The organism is Pseudomonas sp. SORGH_AS_0199, from assembly GCF_031453735.1.
Classification (GTDB): Bacteria; Pseudomonadota; Gammaproteobacteria; order Pseudomonadales; family Pseudomonadaceae; genus Chryseomonas; species Chryseomonas aestiva.
The window spans coordinates 2,899,403-2,923,880 of record NZ_JAVJAE010000001.1 but is presented as its reverse complement, the minus strand read 5'-3'; the positions used below and the strand labels follow the sequence as shown (position 1 = coordinate 2,923,880).

Here is a 24,478-nt window from a genome sequence, read left to right as displayed (position 1 = left end):
CCTTCAGGGGCGTTGCCGGATCAGCAGGTAGAGGAAAAAGGGCGCCCCCAGGGCGGCGACGAAGATGCCGGCCGGCAGATCCAGGGGCAGGAACAGGGTACGACCCAGGAGGTCGGCGAGCATCACCAGCAGCGCTCCCACCAGGGCCGCCAGCAGCGCCTGACCGGCGAACCCACTGGGCAGCAGGCGGCGGGCGATATGGGGCGCGATGAGACCGACGAAGGCGATGGCACCCCCCCAGGCGATGGCCACCCCGGCCAGGGCCACGGCCAGCGCCAGCAGGGCCGCGCGTTGCCGCTGCAGACGCACGCCGAGGCCGCGGGCCAGGTCGTCGTCGAGTTGTGCCAGCACGGCGTGTCGCGCCAGAGCCGCCAGTGGCAGCAACAGGGCCAGCCACCAGAGGCCCAGGGCGCGCACCTCCGGCCAGCTGGCGCCATAGACGCTGCCGGTCAGCCAGACGTAGGCGGACAGCGTGGTGGTCAGCGGACTGAACACCAGTAGGAAGGTAGTGGCCGCGGCGAGCATGGCCGATACCCCTACCCCCACCAGCACCAGCCGCAACGGCGAGGCTCCGTGATTCCAGGCCAGGCCATAGACCAGCAGCGCCGCCAGGCCCGCGCCGAGCATCGCGGCCAGCGGCAGGCCATGCGGCCCGAGACTCCCGGCCAGAAACGCCAGATAGCAGACCGCCCCGGCACTGGCGCCACTGGTGATGCCGAGCAGGTCCGGCGAGGCCAGGGGATTGCGCACCTGGCCCTGCAGCAGCAGGCCGGACACCGCCAGGGCGCTGCCGACCAGGGCCGCCAGCAGCGCCCGCGGCAGGCGCAACTGGGTGACGATGAAACCCAGGCCGCCGTGCGCGTCGTCGGCGAAGGCGGCCAGCACCTGGGCGGGCGTCAACCAGACCTTGCCCAGGCAGAGGCACAGCAGCAGGGCCGCCAGGGCCACCAGCGCGGCGACGGCCAGCCGCCCCAGGGTGGCCGGGGCCAGGCGCCGGGAAAAGCGGCCGAGCCGCCAGACGATCTCAACGGCCATGGCGGCCTCCCCGGCGCGCGAGATGGATGAAGATCGGCCCGCCGAACAGGGCGGTCATGATGCCCACGGGCACCTCCTGGGGCAGGATCACCACCCGCGCCAGGCTGTCGGCCAGCACCAGCAGCAGGGCCCCGCCCAGGGCGCAACCGGGGATCAGCCAGCGATGCTCGTTTCGCGCGCGGGCCAACAGCCCGCGCACCAGGTGCGGCACCATCAGGCCGATGAAGCCAATGTTGCCGGCCAGGGCCACGGCGCTGCCGGCCAGACAGATCACCAGCACCCCGGCCAGCAACCGGATCAGTCCGATCGGCTGGCCGAGGCCACGGGCCAGGTCGTCACCGGCGACCAGTACATCCAGCTGCCCGGCCAGGACCATGGCGGCGGCCAGGGCCAGCAGGCTGAACACCAGCAGGGGCGCAGCCATGGCCAGGTTGCGCTCACCCACCGAACCGGCCAGCCAGAACAGCACGCTGTCCAGGCCCTCCTGATTGATCACCAGCAGCGCCTGGCTGAAGGCGGTGAACAGCGCCGCCAGGGCGGCGCCAGCCAGCACGATGCGCAGCGGCGTCAGGCGCGCCTGGCCCCGGTTGCCCAGGATCCAGACCAGGGTGCCGGCCACCGCCGCGCCCAGCAGCGCGCAGAGCACCCAGCCTTCCGTGCTGGACAGCCCCAGCAGGGTGATGCCCAGCACCAGGGCGAAGGTGGCCCCGGCGTTGATGCCGAACAGCCCCGGCGAAGCCAGGGGATTGCGCGTCATGGCCTGCATCAGGGCACCGGCCACTGCCAGGTTGGCACCCACCACCAGAGCGACCAGCAGCCGCGTCAGGCGCGTGGTGTTGACCAGGGTGGCATCCAGCGCCAGCGAAGGATCCTGCACCAGCGCCGCCACCACGCTGCTAGGCGCGATCCAGCGCGCACCGACCGAGAGGCTCAGCACGGCGGTCAGCGCCAGGGCCAGGGCGAGCAGCAGCAATCTGAAGGGTGCGCTCATGCGGCCCCCTGGGCGGCCAGAACGCCCTCGATATCGTCCAGCAGCCGATTCGCCGCGAGAATGCCGCCGCCCAGGCTCCAGGCCACCCCGTCGACCCGCCAGACCTGCCCGCGCCGGGGGGCGCTCAGGCGTTGCCAGAGCGGGTGTTCGAGCAGACTGGCGTAGTTGCGCTGCACCGCGGCCTGGTCGGCGCGCAGGAAGACGAAGAAGACCTCGGCCTCCACCACCGGGAGGCTTTCCCGGGAGGTCAGCTTGATCGAGGGCGCAGCGCTGCCCTGGCTGGCCGCCGGCCAGGCGAAGCCCAGTTCGCTGAGTACCCGCCCGGCGAAGCTGTCGGCCAGGTAGCTGCGCAGGTGATCGGCGCGCACATCCAGTACCGCCACCGTCGGCGGCCACTGGGTCCCGTAATGGCGTTGCAGCGCCTCGCGCAGACGGGCGATGCGCGCCTGCCAGGCCTGCAGCAGGGCCATGGCGTCCGCTTCACGCCCCGCAGCGGTGCCCAGAGCCAGCAGGGTCTGCTTGAATTCGAAGACCTCCTCCAGCATCACCACCGGGCACAGCTGCTGCAGCAAGGGTGCGATCCGGCCATGGCGAAAGCGCGAGGCGACGATCAGGTCGGGCGCCAGCAGCGCCAGGTCCTCCAGACTTGGCTGGGTTTCCAGACCCAGCGAGGGCACCCCTGCCAGCGCCGGGCGCAGGTAGCGATAGACAGGTTTCTCGCTCCAGGATTCGACCACCCCGCAAGGCCTGAGCCCTAGGGCCACGGCACTGTCGGTGGCACCCTGGAACAGCGTGGCCACGCGCGTGGACTGCGCCCGGGCGACGCCTGGCGGCAGCGCCAGGCCGGTGGCGAGCACGCCGCCGAGCCCGAGCAGGCGGCGGCGGGTCATAGAGAGGGAAACACTAGGGGGCATGGCTCACCTGATGAAAGGGATTGACCACCCTGCCCTTGCCGAACGGCATGCTGCCGGGCCCACCGGCCCGCTCGATCATCGGGCGCAGCAGCCACTTCTGCGGCCAGTCCGGTGCCTCGAACAAGGTCTCCCGGAGCAGCGCCCGGGCCTCGGCGTCGAAGTCCAGGGCCGCGATGCGCTCCTCCAGTACCTCGCGCAGCAGCGTCCAGGCAGCGGTCAGCGGGACAGCGTAGCAGTTCGCGACGGTCTCGAAGATGGCCCTGAGGTTGACCTGGATGCCCAGCGTCTGGAACCAGAACAGCAGATCGCGCGGATGCTCGTGATAGAGCGTCTGGGCATGGCCGGGCTTGATCCGGTACTGCGGATCGGCCAGCCCCTGGCGCTCCAGCCAGGGCACGTACAGGCGCAGGGAGTCGTGGTCGCGTAGCAGCAGGCCCTGGATGCGCCCGGCGCGCCAGACCAGCACGGCATTCTGCCCGTGCACCTCGCCGAGCAGGCCGAGGCGGAACATCCGCAGGTTGAGATCGATGAAACTGTGGCACAGCTCACCCAGCAACAGCTGGACGTTGGCCGGCGTCGGTGCCAGCGCCCGGGCCGCCAGCCAGTCATCGAAGAAATGCCGGCGACTGCCCGGCAACGGCGTGCCGAGCGCGGCCATGGGCAGCAGCCGGCAGTCGGGATCGGCCAGCAGCGCCGCGGGATAGCCGCGCACCATGGCTGACAGATGCCGCGGCGCCTCGTCGAACAAGGTCGCCGCCGGCGGCATGAAGGCCCACCAGCGCGACTCGTCGCACAGGTGCAGGCTCTCCGCGAGCACCGGGTCCAGGGTGCGGGCCTGGCGCAACAGGGCCTCGCTGCGCGAGCCGTTGATCATCTTCACCGCCGGCAGGTAGCGCGAGGCGCCCAGGGAATGCACCGCCATGGGCAACTTGAGCTGGGCCACGCCCGCGCCCTCCTCCATGAGCATGGAGCGCAGCGACGAGGTTGCGTGGCAACGTGCGCCGGCGAAGTCCAGGTGCTGGCAGACGCCGCTGGTGAAGGCCTCGTCCAGCCGGCCCGGCAGTCCCTCGGCGAGTTGCCAGGGGTGTACCGGCAGCGCCAGGTGACTCTCGGCCAGGCCGCGCTGCTGCAATTCAGCCTGCAACTCGGCCAGCGCCGCTGGGGTCAGCAGGTCGGCCGCCGGCCCCTGGCCCTCCGCCGCCACGCCCTCGCCGCACAGCAGCTGATCGCGGCGCACCGCGACCCAGGCCAGGCGCACGGGTTGGCCGAATTCGGCCTGGTAGGCCTGGTAGTCGGCGTCGTTCAGGCCCAGCTTGGCCTTGGCCAGGGGGTGATAGGGTCGATCCCGCAGAGCGGCCCAGCGCTCCAGTTGCAGGAAGGCGGTCTGGCCGTCGCCCTCCAGCAGCGGACCCGGGACCAGGGGTCGTTCCAGCGACAGCCGGGTTTGCCGCAGGCTGGTGGCCAGGGTCTCGCGCAGCAGGGCGATGCCCCGTGCCTGCTCAGGGTCGGCCGCCGCCTCGGCGAAGACCAGGGAGACGAAGGCTTCCGGCGTGAGGGTGCTCCAGGCGTCGCCCTGGCGCGCCAGGATCGGCGTATCGGGCACCTTTACCCAGGCCTGGGTGATACCCGGGCGCACCCGCGCGGCGATGAAGCGCTGCTCGCGGGGATCGCAGCAGCACTCCCAGAGACGCTCCTCCGGGGCGGCCGGCTGCAGGATGACGGGATGTTCCGGGGCCGCGGCCGCCAGGGTCACGGCCAGCGGGGCGAAGACGTCTTCGGCCAGCAGGCAGTCGAACAGGTCCTGCAGGATCAGATCGGTGGCGAGGGTCTGGGCGTTCATGGGGATTCTCCGCAGGAATGGGCGGTCAGGCGGGCCTGCAGGGCCCGAAAGGCGATGCCGCGCTCGTCGCCGAGCACGAAGGTGGTGACGCCCCGGGCGCGCCAGAGATCGAGGTCCTCCGGCTGCCGGGGGATGGCGCAGTAGGGTGTGCCCTGGCGTCTTGCCGAGTCCCAGGTCTGGCACAAGGCCTCCTGCACCTCCGGATCGGCGATGCGCCAGGGGCGACCGAGGGATTGCGACAGGTCCGCCGCCCCTTCGAGCAGCAGGTCCACTCCCGGTACCGCAGCGATCTCCGCTGCCCGGGCAACGCCGGTGGCGCTCTCGATCATGGCGACCACCAGGATCTGCGCATTGGCGCGGGTCACGTAGTCGGCCAGGCTGGTTTTGCCGAAGGAGCCAGGCCGCCCGGCATTGAGGCTGCGCTCGCCCTCCGGGTGGTATTTGCAGGCGCGCACCGCGGCGGCCAGCACCGCCGGGTCTTCCACGCAGGGCAGCACGATCCCCTGGGCCCCGGCATCGAGCAGGCGCAGCAGGCGCTTGGGCTCGGCGTCCGGCACCCGCACCAGCGGCGTGAGGTCGTAGCTCTCGGCGGTGCGGATCATGTTCTCGAGGGTTTCCGGATTGATCAGCACGTGCTCCAGGTCGATGATCACGAAGTCGTAGCCGGCTTCGGCGATCAGCTCGATGCTGGCGGGCGTGGGCAACGAGGCGAACAGGCCGTGGCTGGGCGTGCCGGCCGCCAGGGCGGCCTTAAGTCGATTGCGCCTCAGCATGCGGCGGGCCGGTAGGGATGCAGGGGGTTGGCCACCGCCTTGAAACGCCGCTTGCCATCGCCCAGCAGGCGTCGCTTGGTCAGCTCCTCCACCTCGAAGGTGGGGGCGAAGACGTCGAACAGCGCATAGCGCTCCCGGTGCTGGGGATGGGCGCGCTGATAGTCGAGGATGACCGTGGCGGTCGCCTGCCAGAAGTCGGCCTCGGCCAGGGCGAAGTGCTGGCGCAGGAACACCGCCAGCTCGCCCAGGGCGATGAAGAAGAAGGCATCGCAGGTGAAGTCGCGTACCGCGTCCACGTCCTCGGTGAGGATGAAGGAATTGCGGTTGATCCGCGCGTGGCTCGCCGGCAAGGGCTCCAGGGTCGGGCGCAGTTCCGGGCGCGCCAGGTGGCGCTCGGCATAGCGCACGCCGTCGTGGAAGTCCTTGAGGGCGATGCGCAGCGGCCAGCCGTCGCGGTGGATCAGCACGATGTTCTGGCCGTGGGACTCCATGCCGATGCCTTCGGCGTGGAGCATGTGCATCAGCGGCGTCACCGTGACCCTGAGCAGTTGCCGCAGCCAGGCGTCCAGGCCGTGGCGCTCGATCCAGGCGGCGACGAAGGGCCGCGGCGCACCCTGACCGTAGCGATTCTCCACCTGGGTCAGGCCGTTGAAGGGAACCGCCTGCTCATCCGCGCGCAGATAGGCATGGATGCTCTCGCGCCAGACGGCGCCGAGGGTGCCGTAGACCTGCCCCGCGCGACTGACTGGCAGCGTGCGACTGTCGTAGGCGACGCCGGCGACCTCGCCGAGCACCACGAAGTCCAGGTCGCGGGCCGTGGCATCGGTTTCGATCAGGCGCTGCAGCCAGTCGGTGATGATTGGGCCGTTAAGCACCGTATGACGCGCCAGGATGCGGGTGCTGGAGGTATTGGTCAGGCACATCGCCAGCTTGACGTAGGGCCGCCGGGGCGCACTGCGATTGGCCAGGGTGCGGATGGACTGCTGGGCGGCGTACTGGTCGCGAGAGGTGCCCAGGTAGAGCAGCTCGCCGCTCACCAGCTCGGGCTGGAACAGCGCGGCGAGGTGCTGCTCCCACTGCCAGGGATGCGCCGGGATCAGTTGGTAGTCGTCCAGCGCCCGCCCCTGTTCGCGCCACTCGGCGGCCAGGGCCGCCCAGCGCTGGGCGCCGAATTCCTCGGCGATAAAAGCCGGAAAATCCAGGTGGCGAGAGTGCCCCACCGACGCCCGCTCGCGCGCCAGGGCCAGCCAGACCAGCTGGATCGGCTCGCCGAATTCCGGTCCGTAGCGGCGATTCTCGGCCAGGGAGAGAGCCGATGCGCGACTTGTAGCAGGGGTGGTAGCCATGGGCATCCATGAAGTGCCGTTCCAGCGCGTCCACATCCAGTTCGTGGGCCGGGCGATCGGGACGATAATCCTGGCGGCGCGACTGCAGGTCCTTGAGCAGGGTCTGCTCCAGCTCCTGGACGAAGCGCGGCCATAGCGGCGCGGCGCTCTGCTCGCCGAGCAATTCGGCCAGGGTCTCGTGCAGCGTCGGCGCACGGCTGCCCTGGGCGTCCTGGCGCACCAGGCGCTGGGGGTCCAGGCGGATCAGGCCGAAGCTGGCAGCGGCGGGCGCATAGCCCAGGTACTGCACCGGTTGGCCATCGGCGGCGCGACCGGCCAGGCGATACTGCGCCAGGCCATCCGCCACTGGCTGTACCTGGGCGCTGAGCACCTCTTCGTAGATCAGCGTCTGCAGCAATTGCGCCACCACGCGCTGCTCCACCTGGCGATAGAGGGCGGCGTCGGCGGGCGACGGCCAGGGCTGCGCAGGAAGTGAAAGCTGAGCGGTCATGAGTACCTCCGAACGGAAAGGGATTGGCCGGCGGGAAAGCGCCAGGCCCAGGGCAGTGCCAGCAGGATGAACAGACCGGTGGCGATGAAGGCGTCCTGGATGGCGACGCCGGTGGCAGCCTCGCGCGGGCCCCAGCCGGCCGCACCGCCCAGGCGCAGTTCCAGCCACAGGGAGGCGGCCACCACGGCCACCGAGGACACCAGGCGCCGGGCGATGTTGTTCATGGCCGCGCCCTGGGTGACCTGGGCATCCGGCAGGGTATTGAGGCCGGCGGTGGTGGCCGGCATGTAGGACAGCCCCAGGCCGACGCCGCGCAGCACCATCAGCGCGCAGATCCAGGCGAGTCCGGCATGGCTGCCAACCACACCCAGGGCCAGGGTGGCCAGGCCGCTGAGCGCCAGACCGGTGGCGATCACGCCACGGGGTCCGCGGCGGTCGAGCAGGCGCCCGCCGACCTGACCGAACAGCGCCGCCGCCAGCGCCGTGCAGAGCAGTGCCAGACCGGTCCAGAGCGCGCTGTGGCCCAGTACCAGCTGGATGAGCAGCGGCAGCAGCACCAGGCATTCGAACATGCCCACCGCCTGGACCACGGCGATGATGACGCTGGCCCGGTAGCCGCGCAGGGCGAACAGTCGCAGCGGCAGCAGCGGATGGCTGCGCCGCAGTTGCAGCCGGACAAAGGCCAGCAGGCACAGGAAGCCGGCCGCCAGGGCCAGCAGATTGAGGGGTTCGCCCAGCGCCGCCAACTCGCGCAGCCGGCCGAGGGTCACCAGCAGCAACCCCAGGCCACCGGCGATCAGCAGGTAGCCGGCCAGGTCGAAGGGCTGGTGTTCGCGAGGGCCATCCGCGGGCAGCACCACCTGCCCCATGGCCAGGGCCAGCAGGCCCACCGGGACGTTGAGCAGGAACAGGGCGCGCCAGTCGAACACCTCCAGCAGCAGGCTGCCGCACAAGGGCCCTACCGCCGGCGCCAGCATCACCGCCCCACCCCACCAGCCGGTCACCCGCCCGCGCTCCTCCTTGGGATAGACGGAGAAGATGATGCCCAGCGCCAGGGGAATCATCAGGCCGCTGGCCACCCCCTGAACCATGCGCGCCAGCAGCACGCCGGCGATGGACTCGGCCAGGGCGCCCAGCGCCGAACCGGCGATGAAGGCCAGCAGCCCGAGGCGATAGAGCCGCCGGCGCCCGAGGCGCCCGGCCAGGAAACCGGTCAGCGGCATGGTGATGCCCATGGCCACCATGAAGCCGGCGACGATCCAGCTGGCCAGCAGCGGCCCCAGGTCGAAGGCGGCGATGAAGGCCGGCAGCGCCGGATTGAGCGCGGTATTGGCCAGGCTGACGGTGACCGTGCCCAGCAGCACGTTCACCGCCACCCAGACCCGCGGGATCGCCACGCTCACGCCGAGGCCCTCCCGTTCCCGTCGAGGAACAGCTGCCGCGGGCGCGGATGGCAGAGGAAATCCGCGTGGGAGATGTTGTAGCCATAGGCGCCGGCCAGGGGCAGCACCAGCAGGTCGCCCACCCGTACCTCACCCAGCGGCTGGCCGCGGCTGAGGATATCCTTGGGGGTACAGAGCTGGCCCACCACCGTCCAGGCCTTGCCCCCGGTCGCCGTCGTCCGCGCCTCGCGGGGCAGGTGCAACACCGGGTGATCGTGCCCCTGGGCCACCGGCAGGCGGAACTGGTGGGTTCCGCCGCGGCAGACCAGGAAGTGCTGGCCATGACTGGTCTTGGTATCCAGCACCTCCATGACGTAGTAGCCGCAGAAGGCCGCGAGGAAACGGCCCGGTTCGAAGCGGATCAGTGGCGGCTGCGCCTGGGCGGCCAGACGGGCGCGCAGGTGCGCGCACAGCCGCGCCCAGTCGAATCGCCGACCTTCGCGGTAATCCACCCCGATGCCGCCACCGACGTTGAGCCGCACCAGGCTCTCCGGGCACCGGGCCAGGCCGCGCCAGTGCGGCCAGCGTTCCAGGTAGAAGTCCAGCAGGTGCAAATGGCGCTCGACCGAGTGCTGGTGCGACAGGGCATGCACATGGAAGCCCTGCAGCTGCAGGTGGCTGGCCGCTTCTACCGCCGCCACTGCGGTGGGCAGGTCGGCCTCGTCGAAGCCGAAGGGCGTCGCCGTGCCGGCCATGGCCAGGGTACTGGTCAGCCCGGCCGGCAATTGCGGATTGATGCGGATGTACACCGGCTGTAGCCGTTCCAGGGAGCGGGCCAGGCGTTGCAGGCGCTGGATCTCGCCGAGGCTCTCCAGGTGGATGGCTTCGACCCCGGCGCTCAGGGCGGTGCGCAGGTCGGAATCCAGCTTGCCCGGACCGGAGAAGATGAACGGCTTGCGCTGCGGGCAGGCGGCGAGGCGATCGATCTCGCCACCGGAGGAGATCTCGAAGCCGTGCACCAGCGGCGCCAGGGCCGCCAGGATCGGCGCCTCGCTGTTGGCCTTGATGGCGTAGTACAGCTCCACGCCCGGCGGCAATTCGGCCATCAGCGCGGCGACGTGCCGCCGCAGGGCATCGAGGTCGTAGACGAAGGCCGCCAGGGGATCGCTGGACTGCGCCTGGGCTTCCACCAGGGCGGCGCGGACCACGGTCGGTAGCTCACCCATGACGCACCTCCGCGCCCCAGGGGCAAGGCAACTGCACGTAGCCGGCCTGGCGATCGGCCTGGGCGGCGAGGCGCACCTTGAGATTGGTCTTGCAGGGAATCGGCTGGCCGGCGATCAGCGCATCCAGCTCGGGCGCGGCGCGTTGCAGATCCGCGCGGATGGCGATCAACTCGGCTTCCACCTGCCGCCACAGGCGCGGCGCCAGGTGCGGACGCTCCCAGCTCAGCGCCAGCACCGCCTCGGCGAGGTTATTGACGAACAGGCAGTAGGCGATGCGCCGCCAGCCCTGGTCGCGGCTGTAGAGCAACGACTGGCGCACCCGGGGATGGACGTGGGCGTCCAGGGCCTCGGCGCCGAGGGTATCGGTCAGCTTGATACCTTCGAAGTCGCGCAGCAGCAGCCGGACGGGCCGGCCATTGTCATGCACCAGGACGCAATTCTGCAGGTGCGGCTCCAGCACCACGCCGTGCTCGAAGAACAGTCGCAGCACCGGCCCCAGCAACAGCCGCTGGTAATCCTGGAACCAGGCCAGCCGCGCCTGATCGCTGGGTTCCCTACCGCCGCAGCGACTGAGGAAGTCCTGCAGCTGCGGCTGCAGGCGGGTGTCGCGGGCGAACAGGGTGCCGGCCAGCAGGCAGCAGTCGGCGCCATGCTCCAGGCAGAAATTCTCGCGCAGGATGGCGCCGGTCTGCTCCCGGAACCAGCGCTCGTCCTCGGCACTCGCCGCCGGCGGTGCCCAGCTCAGGGCCCCCGGCTCGCGCACCATGTCCAGGCCCGCCACCCGCCCCTGCAGGCGTTGCATGAGGCGATCGACGATCAGGCTGCTCTGCAGTTCGTACCAGGCGTTCTTGCGCACGCAATTGGTGATGCGCACATTCAGCGAGCCCTTGACGAAGAAGGCATGGCCCGCGCGGTACCAGGTGCGCATGGAGGCGGTGGGACTGGCCAGGGCGCCGCTGGGCCCGAGGTCATGGATCAGCCCCTGGCTGACCAGCGCCTGGACCCGCGGATCGCCCAGGAACAGCTGCGCCTGGACCGGGTGCAGCACGATCCGCGCCCGCTCCGGAGCGGCCTGCGCCTGGTCCACGAAGCCCTGCAACACCTGGGCATCGCTCAGGCCGTTGCCAGCCACCTGCAACCCGGCGCGCGGCACCTCCAGCACGTGCATGGGGGTGCTGGTGTGCAACTCCGGTGCATAGGCCTCGGCCGGCAGAGGCTCCGGCCAGCGCCGCGCCTTGGGCGCCGGGTGATTGGGATGGCCGAACCACAGGCCCTGCTCGCTGGCCAGGTAGTCGCTGAGCGGCGCGGGATGTCGAGTGACCTGCACGTGGTCGACGATGGCCGCGGTCAGGCGCTGACTCTGCAGGACCTGCTGCAGCAACTCGCCATTGTGGGCGCCGGCGAGTTCTTCGCAGGCCTCCAGCAGATAATCGATGAAGGCGGGAAAGTCCGGGCAATACCAGGGCTGGTCGCCGCGTCTTACATAGATATCGGATAGATAACGCTGGCTGCCGAGTTCATCCTGTCGATCGACGACCAGAAAGAACTGGCGGTCTCCAGGAAAGTTGATCAGCAAGGGAACGCCGCCGTCTTGTAACCAACTCAGATAATTGGCCGGCGCTATACCGCGCCGATCTTCCGGCCAGTTATAAGTCAGGCACTTTTCCGGCAGCGCGAATTCCTTGATGAGGCAATTCATCAGGGCGTGGGAAGACGCCAGCTCGCTGACGATGCGGGAAAGCAGCGTGGATTCTAGAGAAGTCATGGCAGTGTCCAAGAGGTTGCGCGTCCCTGCGGGCGATCCGGTGTCACGGCACTCGGGGGTGCCTCGTGCTCAGCCACGGGGTTCGGCCAGGGCCGCCACGAGGGCCGCCTCCAGGCGCTCGAGCAGCACCAGGCAGTGGCTTTCCTGGAGGATCAGCGGGGGCAGCAGTCGCACCACGTTGCCGTCGCGGCCACCGCGTTCGAGCAGCAGCCCCTGGGCGAAACAGTGGCGCTGGATGGCCGCCGCCAGGGCGGGATCGGCCGGCAGGCTGCCGAGCGCATCCGCGTCGCCGCCCGCCTCGACAATTTCCAGGCCCAGCATCAGCCCCAGCCCGCGGACATTACCGATGGCGGGAAAGCGCTCGCGCAGCCGCTCCAGATGGCGCCTGAGCCAGCCCCCGAGCTGGGCGGCATGGCTGACCAGGCCATCGCGCTCGATGACCTCCAGGGTGGCCAGCCCCGTGGCCATCGCCAATTGATTGCCGCGGAAGGTGCCGGTATGGCCACCGGGCTCCCAGGCGTCGAACTCCCGACGTATCGCCAGCAGGGCCAGCGGCAGGCCACCGCCCACGGCCTTGGACAGCACCAGGATGTCCGGCTCGATGCCGGCATGCTGGCAGGCGAACAGCGCGCCGGTGCGACCGAAACCGGTCTGGACCTCGTCGACGATGAGCAGGATTCCGTGCTCCCGGGTGACCTGGCGCAGGGTCCGCAGCCAGGCCGCCGGTGCCGGATTGACGCCGCCCTCCCCCTGGACCGCCTCGACGATCACCGCCGCCGGCCGGCAGACGCCGCTTTCCACATCGCCGAAGAACCGCTCCAGATAGCCCGCCAGGGCCGCGGCGCCCTGCTCGCCGCCCAGTCCCAGCGGGCAGCGGTATTCATGAGGATAGGGCAGGAATTGCACCCCGGGCATCAACCCCGCCACGCCCTGCTTGGGCGCGAGATTGCCGGTCACGGCCAGGGCGCCGTGGGTCATGCCGTGGTAGCCGCCGGAAAAGGCCACCACGTTGCTGCGTCCGGTGACCTTCTTGGCCAGCTTCAGTGCCGCTTCCACCGCATCGGCGCCGGACGGCCCGCAGAACTGCAGGCAGTAGTCTTCCGCCCGACCCGGCAGCAGGCCCAGCAGGCGCTCGCTGAAGGCGTCCTTGAGCGGCGTGGTGAGATCCAGGCTGTGCATCGGCAGCCCGCTGCCGAGAAAGTCGGTGATGGCCGCGGTAACCGCCGGATGGTTGTGCCCCAGGGCCAGGGTGCCGGCCCCGGCCAGGCAATCCAGGTAGGTCTTGCCTTCGACGTCGGTCACCCAGACACCGGCGGCCTTGGCGATGGCCAGCGGCAGCTTGCGCGGATAGCTGCGGACATTTGATTCGAAGCGCGCCTGGCGAGCGAGAAAGAAGGCGTTGTCGGCTACTGCGGTATCGCGACTGAGGGATGGTTGAAGCATGGCGTCAGACCTCGGGACGTTTATCTTCGGTAGCGATAATCAGTTTCATTCTCATCCTTCAACCGCTATTCCCGTAAATAGCCCAGTCTTTGAACTCGCCCAACTTTGGCCAATCTGCGGACGATAAAAAACCCGAACTCACTACAGTCCGTTATTGAAATAGCTCGGTAATAAGCCTGATAAGGATCTTGTTTCAGCTATATCCGCAGGGCACTCCTGTCAATGAATAACGAATTTCAGCCAAATAACGCAGCAAGGTTCTGCCGGTAATTAACGGCTCATACAATCTGCCGCTGCGCAGGACTGCACGAGCCTTGCGCAGCAACGGGCTCCGGCGGCGTCAGAACGCCAGGGTGGTGGAGAAGACGAAGGTCCGCGGCGTGGAGATCGTCAGGCCGGGTTCGCTGTCGTCGGACGCGCCGGCGGAGGCCCAGTAGCGCTCGTTCATCACGTTCTCCACCGAGGCCCTCAGGGTCACGCGGGTGGCGTCGACCTTGAAGGCGTAGCGCGCGCCCACGTCGAAGCGATGCCAGGCGTCGATTTCCTTGCTGTTGGCCTGGTCCAGATACTGGGAGCTGGTGTAGATCCCCCGTCCGGTCAGGGTCAGGCCGGGCACCGCCGGGATGTCCAGTTCGGCGCCGAGGTTGGCATTGAGCCTGGGCGTGGCCGGGGCGCGATTGCCGTCGAAGGTGCCACCCACGGTGTCCCTGAGCTCGCTGTCGATGTACATCAGGCCGCCCAGCACGCGGAAGCCGGCCAGCGGCTCGCCGAACACGCTCAGCTCCGCCCCGTCGTTGACCCGCTTGCCGTTGGGACCGAAGGTACGGTTGGTGGCGTTGGTCTCGTAGGCTGGCTGCTTGATGCGGAAGGCACTCGCGGTCACGGCCACGGCGCCGAAGTCGTACTTGGCGCCCACCTCCGCCTGACGGCTGATGAAGGGCGGGAAGATCTCGTCCTCGTTCAGCGCGGTGGACGGCGCGATCTTGCCCTGGCTGAGGCCTTCCATGTAGTTGGCATAGAGCGACAGGCGCTCGGTGGCCTTGAATAGCACCCCCGCCGAGGGCGAGACCTTTTCCTCGTCGTAGGCGGTGGTTTGCTTCACCCCATCGGACCAGTCGTCCACCTTGACCCGCTGCCAGCGGGCGCCGAGGGTGACCAGCAGGCGGTCGTCGAAGAAGCCCAGGGTGTCGGCCAGGGCCACGCCACTGAAGCGGTTCTCGGTGTAGTCCTTGGCATCGGACCGGGTGCGCACGCCCGGCGCGGGCAGGTCGCGGGGCGCATAGAGGTTGCTGGCCCCGCTGGCGTAGCGCCCGCCACCGTTCTCGAAGTCCATGTAGAAGTAGTCGGCACTGACATTGAGCTCGTGGCTGACCGGCCCGGTCTGCAGCCATTTGCGCGCGCCCACGTTGGCGGTACGGACGTTTTCGTCGCGGGTGAAGTCGCGCGGCTGGACGGTGAAATCGCCGGCGTCGTTGGTGAGGGAAACATTGTGGCGCAGGAAATCGTGATCGCTGCGGCGCGCGCCCACGGCACCGTAGACCATCAGCGAATCGTCGACGTCGAATTCGCCACGCAGGGCGCCAAAGGTGTCCTTGGTCTGGGCGCGGGTCCAGCGCTGGGCATAGTTGTGGCGCACGTCGTCGGCATCGGGCACCCGGGCATTGGCACCGACCAGCACCCGCTCCTGGGGCGCATCGGTGTCGCGCTCGGTGTGGCCGAGATCGAGGCCCAGGCGCAGGCGTTCCACGCGATAGTCCAGACCGAGCACGCCCATCTGCCGGTCGACGTGCTGGTGATCCCAGGTGGTATCGCCGGATTGCTTGACGCCGTTGAAGCGCATCCCGAAGCGATTGTCCGCGCCGAAGCGACGACCGATGTCCACGGCGCCGCCCACCTGGCTGTCGGAGGCATAGCTGCCGGTGATTTCGGTGATGGGCTGATCGGTGGCGCGCTTGGGCACCACGTTGATGCCCCCGCCGACGCTGCCGCGAGGCGAGATGCCGTTGAGCAACTGGCTCGGGCCCTTGAGGATGTCGACCCGCTCGGCCATCTCCATGTCGATGGAATAGGTCGGCAGCACGCCATAGAGCCCGTTGTAGGCGACGTCGCTGTTGAACAGGCTGAAACCGCGGATGGTGAATTGCTCAAAGCGACCACCCGACGGATTGGTGGAGCGCACCGAGGGATCGCTGGCGATCAGGTCGGTAAGGGTGCGGGCCTGGAGATTCTGGACGGTCTGGGCGGTGTAGGAGGTCTGGCTGAAGGGCGTGTCCATGAAGTCGCGATTGCCCAGCAGTCCCTGGGAGCCTTGCCGCGCGACCTGGCCGCCGGCGTAGGGCGTGTCATCCGCCTGCAGACTGGTGGCGACGATGGAGGTGCTGGCCAGCTCCTGGACGCCGCTGTCCTGCGGCGCTGGCGCCAGGGTGAAGTCGCGCTCCCCCAGCGGTTGCAGTCGCAGGCCCGAGCCGGCGAGCAGGCGGCTGAAACCATCCTCCACGCCGTAGTCGCCGTTGAGGCCAGCGCTGTCGCGCTTGCCCACCAGCCCCGGATCCACCGCCAGATTGACGCCGGATTCCGCGGCGAAGCGCGTCAGCGCCTGGGCGAGACTGCCAGCGGGAATCTCGTAGTGCCGGCGGGCGGCCTCCTGGGCCCAGGCAGAACCCGCCCACCAGGGAGTACCACTCAACGCCACCAGCAAGCCCGTGCGCAGCAACGGACGCAGTACCAACGCCACCATTGAATCCCCCTCCTTTGATTGTCCTATGCCGTTAATGACCGACGAGTACGGAAAAGGGGACAGGCTTTTTTCAGGCGGCGACCGAGCGGGGTTTCAGGGTCACCCAGAAGCGGGTACGCCAGTGCAGCTCCACTGGCAGCGTCGCGGCCAGTAGCGCCAGTACCCGGTCGGTATCGGCGAGCTGAAAGCTGCCGGTGACCCTGAGGTCGGCCACCGCGGGATCCCAGCGCAGCAGGCCAGGACGATAGCGACTGAATTGCTGCAGGAATTCGCCCAGTGGCTGGTCCTGGGCGATCAGCACGCCCTGGCGCCAGCTCAGCAGCGTCGCGGAAAACGGCTCTATGGCACCGATCCCCAGGGTACTCAGGCGCAACTGCTGGCCCCTGCCCAGTTCCAGCCCCGGCCCGCTCAGCGGGCGAACCCCCACGCTACCGCTGACCACGCGCACGTCGCATCCTTCATCGTCCTGCTGCACGCAGACCTCGGCCTGCTCCACCATCAGGGTCCCGAAGCGGGTATCCAGCCTCAGCGCCTGGGTACCGGGTACGCGCAGCGAGAGCTCGCCGCGCACCAGAGTCAGGCGTCGCCGGGTCTGATCCAGGTCCACGGCGGTCGCGGTATTGAGTTGCAGCAGGCTGCCATCCGCCAGGGTCAGGCTGCGGCGTTCGCCGGTGGCGGTGCTGAGATCGGCGGTCCAGGCGTCCAGCGGGACTTCCTGGGTCAGCCACCACCCCGTCGGTACCACCACCGCCAGGCCCAGCAACTGCCGCAGGGCGGTACGTCGGCCGCGATCGGCCGGTTGCAGACTGGCCATGGCCAGGCGCGACGGCACCGCGGCGAAGCGTTGCTGCAGCGCCAAGGCCGCCTGCCAGGCGCGCTCGTGCTCGGCATGGGCCTGGCGCCAGGCCTGCAACTGCTGGTGTTCGCGCTCGCCAGCCGCACCGGACTCCAGTAACGCCAGCCAGCCCGCGGCCTCGCGGATCGCGGTCCGCCGCCGGTCCTGGGCGCCGCTCAGCACAGCTCCGCCAGCAGGCAATGTTCATAGGCCTGCGCCATGTATCTCTTGATGGTGCGCTCGGAGACCTGCAAGCGCTCGGCGATCTCGCGGTAGGTGAGGTCTTCGAGCTGGCTGAGGAGGAAGGCATGGCGCACCGTGGCGGGCAGGCCGTCGAGCAGCTCATCGAGGGCCTGCAGGGTTTCCAGCAGGACCCAGCGTTGCTCGGGCGATGGCGCGCAGGCTTCGGGCAGCTCGGCCAGGGCGTCGAGATAGGCCTGCTCCAGGCTACGCCGGCGCTGGAAATTGATCAGCAGGCGCTTGCCGATGGTCACCAGGTACGCCCGCGGCTCCTGCAGTTCGTCCAGCACCTCGGGGTTGCGCACCAGCCGCAGAAAGGCCTCCTGGCTGAGATCGGCCGCATCCCATTCGCTGCCCAGCCGCCGCCGCAACCAGGCCTGTAGCCAGCCGCTGTGATCGCAATAGAGCCGATGAAGATGACGTGAGGATGCGAGAGCCATATCACTCATAACGGGTGCTGCCTGCTCGATGATGCTTAGATGATATTGATTCTACTTTACATCACGCATCGGCGACCAGCCCGGAGCCGTCTATCCCTGCCCTTTCGCCCGGAAGATGGGTAACTGCCAGCACGGTGTTCAGCCTGCCGGGTTTTCCGCCGGCACCGGCGACAGATCGACACTCCGGCAATAGTCCATGAACAGCCGCGTCGCCTTGGTCGGCTCGTTGTTGCGCAGGTAGGCCATGATGAAGGTCGAGGCCGGCATGTCGTCGTGGATGTTGACCTGGGCCAGACGCTTGCCGTCGTAGGTCAGGTTGGTGGTCGGCCGGGTGACCAGCACGGAAAAGCCCAGCCCCTGCCCCACCATGCAGCGCACCATCTCGATGGAGGGGGAGCTGTAGGCCACCGTGGGGTGGTAGCCCTTCTCCTTGAAGATGTCGATGAAGTAGTTACGGCTGGGCACCACGTCCAGCAGGATCATGGGCTCGCGACTCAGCTCCTTGAGCGTCACCGCCTTCTTGCCCGCCAGGGGGTGGGCAATAGGCAACAGGGCATAGGGCTTGTGCGGCGCATTGAGCTTCTCCTTGGTGATGGAATCACCCAGCTCCAGATCGTAGAGAAACACCAGGTCGAAGCGTCCCCGATGCACGCCGTGCATGAGTTCGTGCTGCTCGCCGTCGTGCAGCTGGATGGTGATTTCCGGATAGAGCCGCTTGAAGCCGGCGACCAGCTTGGGCAGGTAGAGCGGCGCGGCGGACTCGAAGCAACCGATGGCCACGGTCCCCGAGACCATCTCGTTTTCCGCCTTGGCGTTCTGTTCCAGCTCGTGGGACAGCCGCAACAGTTCCTTGGCCTTGTCGTAGAGTCGGCGCCCACTGGCGGTGAGGGAAACGCCCTGGGCGTGATGGCGGATAAACAGCTTCTGCTCGAAACTTTCTTCGAGATTCTTGATGGCGACGGAAATCGACGGCTGGGATATGTGCAGTTGTCGCGCTGCCTCGACGATGCTGTCTTCCTCGACCACCGCGACGAAATAACGAAGTTGCCTGAGCGTAAAGTGGGTCACGGATTACCTATAGGAAAAAACTGTGCAGAGCTCGTTTTTGCATAGCCTCTACCCCCGAAGCGAAAGCTGTGCCAGGCAGGCTGCGTCTGTCTTCAACGCCCATCAAACCTTTGAAAATCCAGTGGATCTCCGCCGCGTCCTTATCATCCCAGTGCACCAAAACCCTGCATCGAAGCCTTTAATGGCGGCACTTTGCTCCTTATGAGGGCATAGAGGAAAAGTTCTCCAGCAGCCGTTTTCTCTGTATAGCAAAGTCCTATACAGAGGCCCGTAATTTGTTAATTGACGATAAGTCCGCCGATTGCCAATTCTGTAATTGCAGCGACCGGACAGCCCTCTTCGGGCGTGTCCTTCCAATGAATGGCGACAGGTTTTAACGATGACTTTCGACTGGAACTACATGTTCGGCCTTATCGGCGACACTCAATTCTGGCTGGCAACCTGGACCGTCATCAAACTCAGCACCCTCACCTGGGTCATCAGCATCGCTCTGGGCTTCTTCATCGCCCTGGCCAAGCAGTCCCGGCATCCCGCGCTCAACCTGCCGGCCCGTGCCTACATCTGGTTCTTTCGCAGCGTGCCGCTGCTGGTGCTGCTGATCTTCATCTACAACCTGCCGCAGGCGCTGCCGGGCACCTCGGTGGTGCTCGCGGATCCCTTCTGGGCCGGCCTGATCGGCCTGGTCATCAGCGAGACGGCCTATGTCGCCGAGATCCACCGCGGCGGCCTGCTGTCGATTCCCAAGGGCCAGGGCGAGGCGGCGCGAGCGCTGGGGCTGCGCTTTCTCGGCACCCAGTGGCGCATCGTCATTCCCCAGGCCCTGCGCGTGGCCCTGCCCTCGCTGGCCAACGAATACATCTCCATCGTCAAGCTCAGCTCCCTGGTGTCGGTGATCTCCCTCACCGAGATCCTGATGGTCGGCCAGCGTCTCTATTCGCAGAATTTCCTGGTCATGGAGACCATGGTGGCGGTGGCCTTCTACTACGTGCTGATCGTCACCCTGTTCGACTTCCTGCTCAAACGCCTGGAGCGCTTCCTCGACGTTACCCAGCGCAAGGTGGTGCGGACCCCCGATGAGCAGGTGCTGGCCCTGGCCACCCAGGCCTCCACCGCCAGCGCCAAGCCGCAGTGGGACGCCGCCACCCCGGCGCTACAGGCCGCCCGCCTGCACAAGGCCTACAACGACGTCGAGGTGCTGGGCTCGGTCAACCTGCGCGTCCAGCCCGGCGAGGTGGTCTCGGTGATCGGCCCGTCCGGCTCGGGCAAGACCACCCTGATCCGCCTGCTCAACGGCCTGGAGCAACTGGACAACGGCGAGATCCGCATCAACGGCCAGCCCTTCATCCACCTGCACAAGGACGGCGCCCAGAAGCCGCGCTTCATCGAGCACAGCGAGCATCGCCTGGACATCGGCATGGTGTTCCAGAGCTTCAATCTCTTCCCCCACCTCACGGTGCTGGACAACCTGCTGCTCGCGCCGCGCTATCACCGCCTGGATACCCCCGCGGCGCTCAGGCAGCAGGCCTATGTCCTGCTGCACAAGGTCGGGATGCTCGATCACACCTGGAAGTATCCGCACCAGCTGTCCGGCGGCCAGCAGCAGCGGGTGGCCATCGCCCGGGCGCTGATGATGCGACCGCAGATCATGCTGTTCGACGAGCCCACCTCGGCGCTCGACCCGGAAAAGGTCAACGAGGTGCTGCAGGTGATCGAGGCCCTGGCCCAGGAGGGCATCACCATGGTGATCGTCACCCACGAGATGAACTTCGCCTTCAAGGTCTCGGACCGCATCGTGTTCATGGAAAAGGGGCGCGTGGTCTGCGACGACGCGCCCCAGGTACTGCGCAACGGCCAGCATCCCCGCGTCGAGGCTTTCCTCAAGGACGTGTCCCTGGCTTGACCCCTTGGCTTCTGGAGAACCCCTATGATCGAGCAAGCGCAACTGGACCAGTTTCACCGCGACGGCTACCTGGTGGTCGAGAACCTGCTGACGGCCGAGGAAATCGCCGCCCTGCAGGCCGATTTCGATCATTGGGTCGAAGACAGTCGCAGCCACGCCGAGGCCTGGGGCGAGACCCAGGATGGCCGTGCCCGCTTCGATGTCGAACTGGATCACCGGCCCGACCACCCCTCCCTGCGCCGGGTCAGTTCGCCGACCGAGATCTCCGCGGCCTATCGCCAGGTCGCCTTCACCTCGCGGATGGCCCAGGTCGCGGCTCAGCTCATCGGTGGCAGCGGCACGCGATTCCACCACAGCAAGATCAATTCAAAGCTGCCGCGCACCGCCACCCAGGTGAAGTGGCACCAGGACTTCCTCTTCACGCCCCACAGCAACGATGACGTGGTCACCGCGCTGCTGATGGTGAGCGAGGTGACCCCGGAGAACGGCCCCCTCACCGTCATCCCCGGCAGCCACAGGGGCCCGCTGTGGTCGCACTGGCAGGACGGCCGTTTCACCGGCGCGGTCGACGACGGCGTGGTGGCCGAGCACTGCGGCGAGCCCGTGGCCTGCTTCGGCCCGGCCGGTTCGGTGTGCTTCATGCACACCCGCCTGCTGCACGCCTCCAGCCCCAACCAGACCGAGCTGCCGCGCACCCTGTTCATCAGCGTCTACGCCGCCGAGGACGCCCTGCCCTTTGGCGAGAATCCGCTGCCCAGCGAGCACGCCGGGGTGCTGGTGGCCGGCCAGGAAAGCGGGCTGGTGCGCAGCGTGGCCAACAGCGTGCGGCTGCCGCAGAAACCGCGCGGCGCGTCCTTCTTCGTCCAGCAGGCCGGGCTCGACCAGGCTGCCGTTTGATCTTTCCTACCCTCCAAGGAGCACCGCCATGCAAAGAGTCAGCAGCGCCTCGATTCGAATCCTCTCCACCGCCGTACTGGGCGCCGGCCTGGCGCTGGTCTCCAGCCTGGCCTCGGCCGACTTCTTGCAGCCAGGCAAACTCGTCGCCGGTTCCGACCTGACCTTCTTCCCCTACGAATACGTGCAGGACAACAAGCCGGCAGGCTTCGACATCGAATTCGTCGAGGGGCTGGGCAAGCTCATGGGGCGCTCCGTGGAAACGCTGGACACCCGTTTTCCCAACCTCATCACCGGGCTGCAGGGCGGGCGCTTCGACATCACCAACTCCTCGATGTACATCACCGCGGACCGCCTCAAGGTGATCGACATGATCCCCTACCTGAAGAGCGGCGAGTCGATCATCGCGCTCAAGGGCAGCAGCTATCAGCCTAAGAAGCCGGAAGATTTCTGCGGCCACAAGATCGGCTCCATGGGCGCCACCTCCTGGCTGCAGCAACTGCACAAGCTCTCCGGCGAGTATTGCGTGAAGAACGGTCTGCAGCCGATCGCCGTGAGCGAATACGGCACCGATCCCCAGACCACCCAGGCGCTGCTGTCCAAGGCCGTGGAGGCGCAGATCACCGACGCCGCCGTGGCCCGCGGCCTGGTGGAAAAGCTCGGCAATCGCGTGGTGATCTCCTCGGACACCCTGATCTACCCGGTGCTCAACGGCTTTGGCGTAAAGAAGGGCAACGACGCGGTCAAGACCGCCCTGGTGGAGGCGCTCAAGCAATACAGCGCCACCCCGGAGTACGCCGCGCTGCTGAAGAAATACAACTTCCAGGCGCCCACCGAGGCGGACATCGCCGCCCTGATGCCCAAGCCCTGAGCCTTACGGAGTCACGACCATGGCACTTTCTCCCGAGGAACGGCTGCGCATCGATCTGGCGGCGACCTTTCGCGTCATCGCCCACCTCGACATGCACGAAGCCGTCGCCAACCACTTCAGCGCCGCCGTCTCCGCCGACGGCAAGCAGTTCCTGATCAACCCCAAGTGGAAGCACTTCTCGCGCATCCGCGCCAGTGATCTGCTGCTGCTCGACGCGGACGATCCCCGAGGCGCCGAGCGGCCCGACGTGGACAGCACGGCCTGGTCGATCCACGGGCAGATCCACCGCCGGCTGCCGGAAGCCCGGGTGGTGCTGCACCTGCACCCGGTCTACACCACGGCGGTGGCCTGCCTGGCCAAGCCCGAGGTGCCGCCCATCGACCAGAACACCGCGCGCTACTTCAATCGCCTGGCGGTGGACGAACTCTATGGCGGCATGGCCGATACCGAGGCCGAGGGTGCGCGCCTGGCCGGGCTGCTGGATGGCAAGCAGCGGCTGCTGATGGGCAACCACGGCGTCATGGTGATAGCCCCCACCGTCGGCCAGGCCTTCGACGATATCTGGACCCTGGAGCGCGCCTGCCAGATCCTCGTCACCGCCTGGTCCACTGGCCAGCCGCTCAAGGTGCTCTCCGCCGAGGTCGCCGAGAAGACCGCCCGCGCCTGGGAAGGCATCACTAACTTCTCCGAGCAGCACTTCGCCGAGATGAAAGAACTGCTGATCCAGCAGGACCCTTCCGTACTGGATTGATCGCCGCGGAGCCTGCGCGCTCCGCCTTCCTACTGCTTAGAGCCTGTTCCAAATCTCGCGAGCTAGAGCCAAACAAGGCGAAACGCCTGAGGAAGCGGAGTTTACGAATGGTAAATGAGCATTCCGACCGGGCTGGCGACCCAGGGCGTTTTCAACGCAGTTTGGCCGACGCGCAGCAGATTTTGAACAGGTTCTTATGATGACGGCCGCCCCCTGCGGAGCGGCCTAAGGGTACCCTCATGTCCACATTACCGACCACGATCGACACCCTGGTGATAGGCGCTGGCCAAGCCGGCGTCGCCATGAGCGAGCACCTGGGACGCCTCGGCATCGAGCACCTGGTGCTGGAAAAGAACCGCATCGCGGAAGCCTGGCGCACCGGTCGCTGGGATTCCCTGGTGGCCAACGGCCCGGCCTGGCACGACCGCTTCCCCGGACTGGAATTCCAGACGGCGCCGGACGGCTTTCCCGGCAAGGACGAGATCGCCGCCTACTTCGAGACCTATGCCCGGCAGATCGGCGCACCCATCCGCACCGGCGTCGCCGTCACCCGGGTGACCCGCCAGGCCGGCCAGGCGGGCTTTCTGGTGGAAACCTCGGCGGGCAGCCTGAACGCCCAGCGCGTGGTGGTGGCCACCGGTCCCTTCCAGAAGCCGGTGATCCCGGCCATCGCACCAACGGACGAGGGCCTCTACCAGATCCATTCCGCCCATTATTTCAATCCGCAGCAACTGCCCGAAGGCGCGGTGCTGGTGGTGGGCGCTGGCTCCTCCGGCGTGCAGATCGCCGAGGAATTGCTGCGCGCTGGCAAGCGCGTCTATCTCTCCGTCGGCCCCCATGACCGGCCGCCGCGGGCCTATCGCAGCCGCGATTTCTGCTGGTGGCTGGGCGTGCTCGGCCTGTGGGACACCGAGACCATGCAGCCGGGCCGCGAGCACGTGACCATCGCCGTGAGCGGCGCCCGCGGTGGCCATACCGTGGACTTTCGCCGCCTGGCCCAGGCCGGCATGACCCTGGTGGGCCTTACCGACAGCTTCGTCGACGGGGTGGTGCGCTTCCGTCCGGACCTCAACCAGAACCTCGACGCCGGCGACGCCAACTACCTGGCCCTGCTCGACGCCGCCGACGCCTATGCCGCCCGCCACAGCCTCGACCTGCCCGAAGAGCCCTCAGCCCGCGAACGGGTGGCGGACGCCGACTGCATCCGTGAACCGCTCAAGGAACTGGACCTGAAGGCCGCGGGCGTCAGCTCGGTGATCTGGGCCACCGGCTATGCCACCGACTTCAGCTGGCTGCAGGTGGATACCTTTGGCGACAACGGCAAGCCCAGGCACCAGCGCGGGGTCGGTGCCGAGCCGGGCATCTATTTCGTCGGGCTGCCCTGGCTCAGCCGCCGCGGCTCGGCCTTCATCTGGGGCTGCTGGCACGACGCCCGCCACGTGGCCGACCAGATCGCCATCCAGCGCCGCTACCAGGACTACCGTCCCAGCATCCAGTCGGCCGCCCACCCCCAGCAGTCGCGTAGCGCCTGACGCCC

The 24,478-nt window shown here is 67.9% G+C and carries 18 protein-coding genes and 1 pseudogene; 5 read left to right on the top strand and 14 right to left on the bottom strand.

From position 1 onward, the window contains the following. Positions 1-3: 3 nt before the first annotated feature. The 14 genes and pseudogenes from QE444_RS13740 to QE444_RS13675 form a co-directional block, all read right to left on the bottom strand. A complete protein-coding gene (locus tag QE444_RS13740; RefSeq protein ID WP_309739153.1) occupies positions 4-1,035 on the bottom strand; it encodes an iron ABC transporter permease in 1,032 nt (343 codons plus the stop codon). Further along, positions 1,025-2,026, bottom strand: coding sequence for an iron ABC transporter permease (locus tag QE444_RS13735; protein ID WP_309739152.1), 1,002 nt, complete (start codon positions 2,024-2,026; stop codon positions 1,025-1,027). Before QE444_RS13735 ends, QE444_RS13740 begins: the two co-directional genes overlap by 11 nt. Then, positions 2,023-2,940 carry an iron-siderophore ABC transporter substrate-binding protein gene (locus tag QE444_RS13730; RefSeq protein ID WP_309739150.1) on the bottom strand — a complete coding sequence of 306 codons (918 nt, stop codon included), beginning with the start codon at positions 2,938-2,940 and terminating at the stop codon, positions 2,023-2,025. The genes QE444_RS13735 and QE444_RS13730 overlap by 4 nt, the downstream gene beginning before the upstream one ends. Continuing rightward, entirely contained in the window at positions 2,930-4,780 is a 1,851-nt protein-coding gene (locus QE444_RS13725) for an IucA/IucC family protein (protein ID WP_309739147.1), read from the bottom strand. The genes QE444_RS13730 and QE444_RS13725 overlap by 11 nt, the downstream gene beginning before the upstream one ends. Next, positions 4,777-5,553, bottom strand: coding sequence for an aldolase/citrate lyase family protein (locus QE444_RS13720; protein ID WP_309739144.1), 777 nt, complete (start codon positions 5,551-5,553; stop codon positions 4,777-4,779). Before QE444_RS13720 ends, QE444_RS13725 begins: the two co-directional genes overlap by 4 nt. Then, positions 5,547-7,389, bottom strand: a pseudogene (locus QE444_RS13715) (IucA/IucC family protein). Before QE444_RS13715 ends, QE444_RS13720 begins: the two are co-directional and overlap by 7 nt. Further along, complete coding sequence (locus tag QE444_RS13710; protein WP_309739143.1) at positions 7,386-8,792, bottom strand: DHA2 family efflux MFS transporter permease subunit; 1,407 nt, start codon at positions 8,790-8,792, stop codon at positions 7,386-7,388. Before QE444_RS13710 ends, QE444_RS13715 begins: the two are co-directional and overlap by 4 nt. Next, a complete protein-coding gene (locus tag QE444_RS13705; RefSeq protein WP_309739141.1) occupies positions 8,789-9,997 on the bottom strand; it encodes a type III PLP-dependent enzyme in 1,209 nt (402 codons plus the stop codon). The genes QE444_RS13710 and QE444_RS13705 overlap by 4 nt, the downstream gene beginning before the upstream one ends. Further along, entirely contained in the window at positions 9,990-11,762 is a 1,773-nt protein-coding gene (locus tag QE444_RS13700) for an IucA/IucC family protein (protein ID WP_309739139.1), read from the bottom strand. Before QE444_RS13700 ends, QE444_RS13705 begins: the two co-directional genes overlap by 8 nt. 69 nt (positions 11,763-11,831) lie before the next feature. Then, positions 11,832-13,205 carry a diaminobutyrate--2-oxoglutarate transaminase gene (locus QE444_RS13695; RefSeq protein ID WP_309739137.1) on the bottom strand — a complete coding sequence of 458 codons (1,374 nt, stop codon included), beginning with the start codon at positions 13,203-13,205 and terminating at the stop codon, positions 11,832-11,834. A gap of 340 nt (positions 13,206-13,545) precedes the next feature. Then, positions 13,546-15,942 carry a TonB-dependent receptor gene (locus QE444_RS13690; protein ID WP_309739135.1) on the bottom strand — a complete coding sequence of 799 codons (2,397 nt, stop codon included), beginning with the start codon at positions 15,940-15,942 and terminating at the stop codon, positions 13,546-13,548. Between the two features lie 70 nt (positions 15,943-16,012). Then, on the bottom strand, positions 16,013-16,960 hold the full coding sequence (locus tag QE444_RS13685; protein ID WP_309739133.1) for a FecR domain-containing protein: 948 nt from the start codon (positions 16,958-16,960) through the stop codon (positions 16,013-16,015). After that, on the bottom strand, positions 16,954-17,466 hold the full coding sequence (locus QE444_RS13680) for a sigma-70 family RNA polymerase sigma factor (protein WP_309739130.1): 513 nt from the start codon (positions 17,464-17,466) through the stop codon (positions 16,954-16,956). The genes QE444_RS13685 and QE444_RS13680 overlap by 7 nt, the downstream gene beginning before the upstream one ends. 129 nt (positions 17,467-17,595) lie before the next feature. Then, the gene (locus QE444_RS13675) at positions 17,596-18,525 is read right to left on the bottom strand and encodes a LysR family transcriptional regulator (protein WP_187979243.1); all 930 of its coding nucleotides are present in this window, start codon (positions 18,523-18,525) and stop codon (positions 17,596-17,598) included. A 379-nt stretch (positions 18,526-18,904) separates the two neighbouring features. On the opposite strand from QE444_RS13675, the gene QE444_RS13670 reads away from it, so the two are divergent. From QE444_RS13670 to QE444_RS13650, 5 genes are all read left to right on the top strand, one after another. Then, positions 18,905-20,425, top strand: coding sequence for an amino acid ABC transporter permease/ATP-binding protein (locus tag QE444_RS13670; protein ID WP_309739127.1), 1,521 nt, complete (start codon positions 18,905-18,907; stop codon positions 20,423-20,425). Between the two features lie 24 nt (positions 20,426-20,449). Continuing rightward, complete coding sequence (locus QE444_RS13665; protein WP_309739125.1) at positions 20,450-21,322, top strand: phytanoyl-CoA dioxygenase family protein; 873 nt, start codon at positions 20,450-20,452, stop codon at positions 21,320-21,322. Between the two features lie 28 nt (positions 21,323-21,350). Then, positions 21,351-22,190 (top strand): ABC transporter substrate-binding protein, encoded by an 840-nt coding sequence (locus tag QE444_RS13660; protein WP_309739124.1) that lies wholly within the window; start codon positions 21,351-21,353, stop codon positions 22,188-22,190. A gap of 19 nt (positions 22,191-22,209) precedes the next feature. Next, the gene (locus tag QE444_RS13655; RefSeq protein ID WP_309739122.1) at positions 22,210-22,941 is read left to right on the top strand and encodes a class II aldolase and adducin N-terminal domain-containing protein; all 732 of its coding nucleotides are present in this window, start codon (positions 22,210-22,212) and stop codon (positions 22,939-22,941) included. 239 nt (positions 22,942-23,180) lie between these two features. Then, entirely contained in the window at positions 23,181-24,473 is a 1,293-nt protein-coding gene (locus QE444_RS13650; RefSeq protein ID WP_187979238.1) for an NAD(P)/FAD-dependent oxidoreductase, read from the top strand. Positions 24,474-24,478 lie beyond the last annotated feature (5 nt).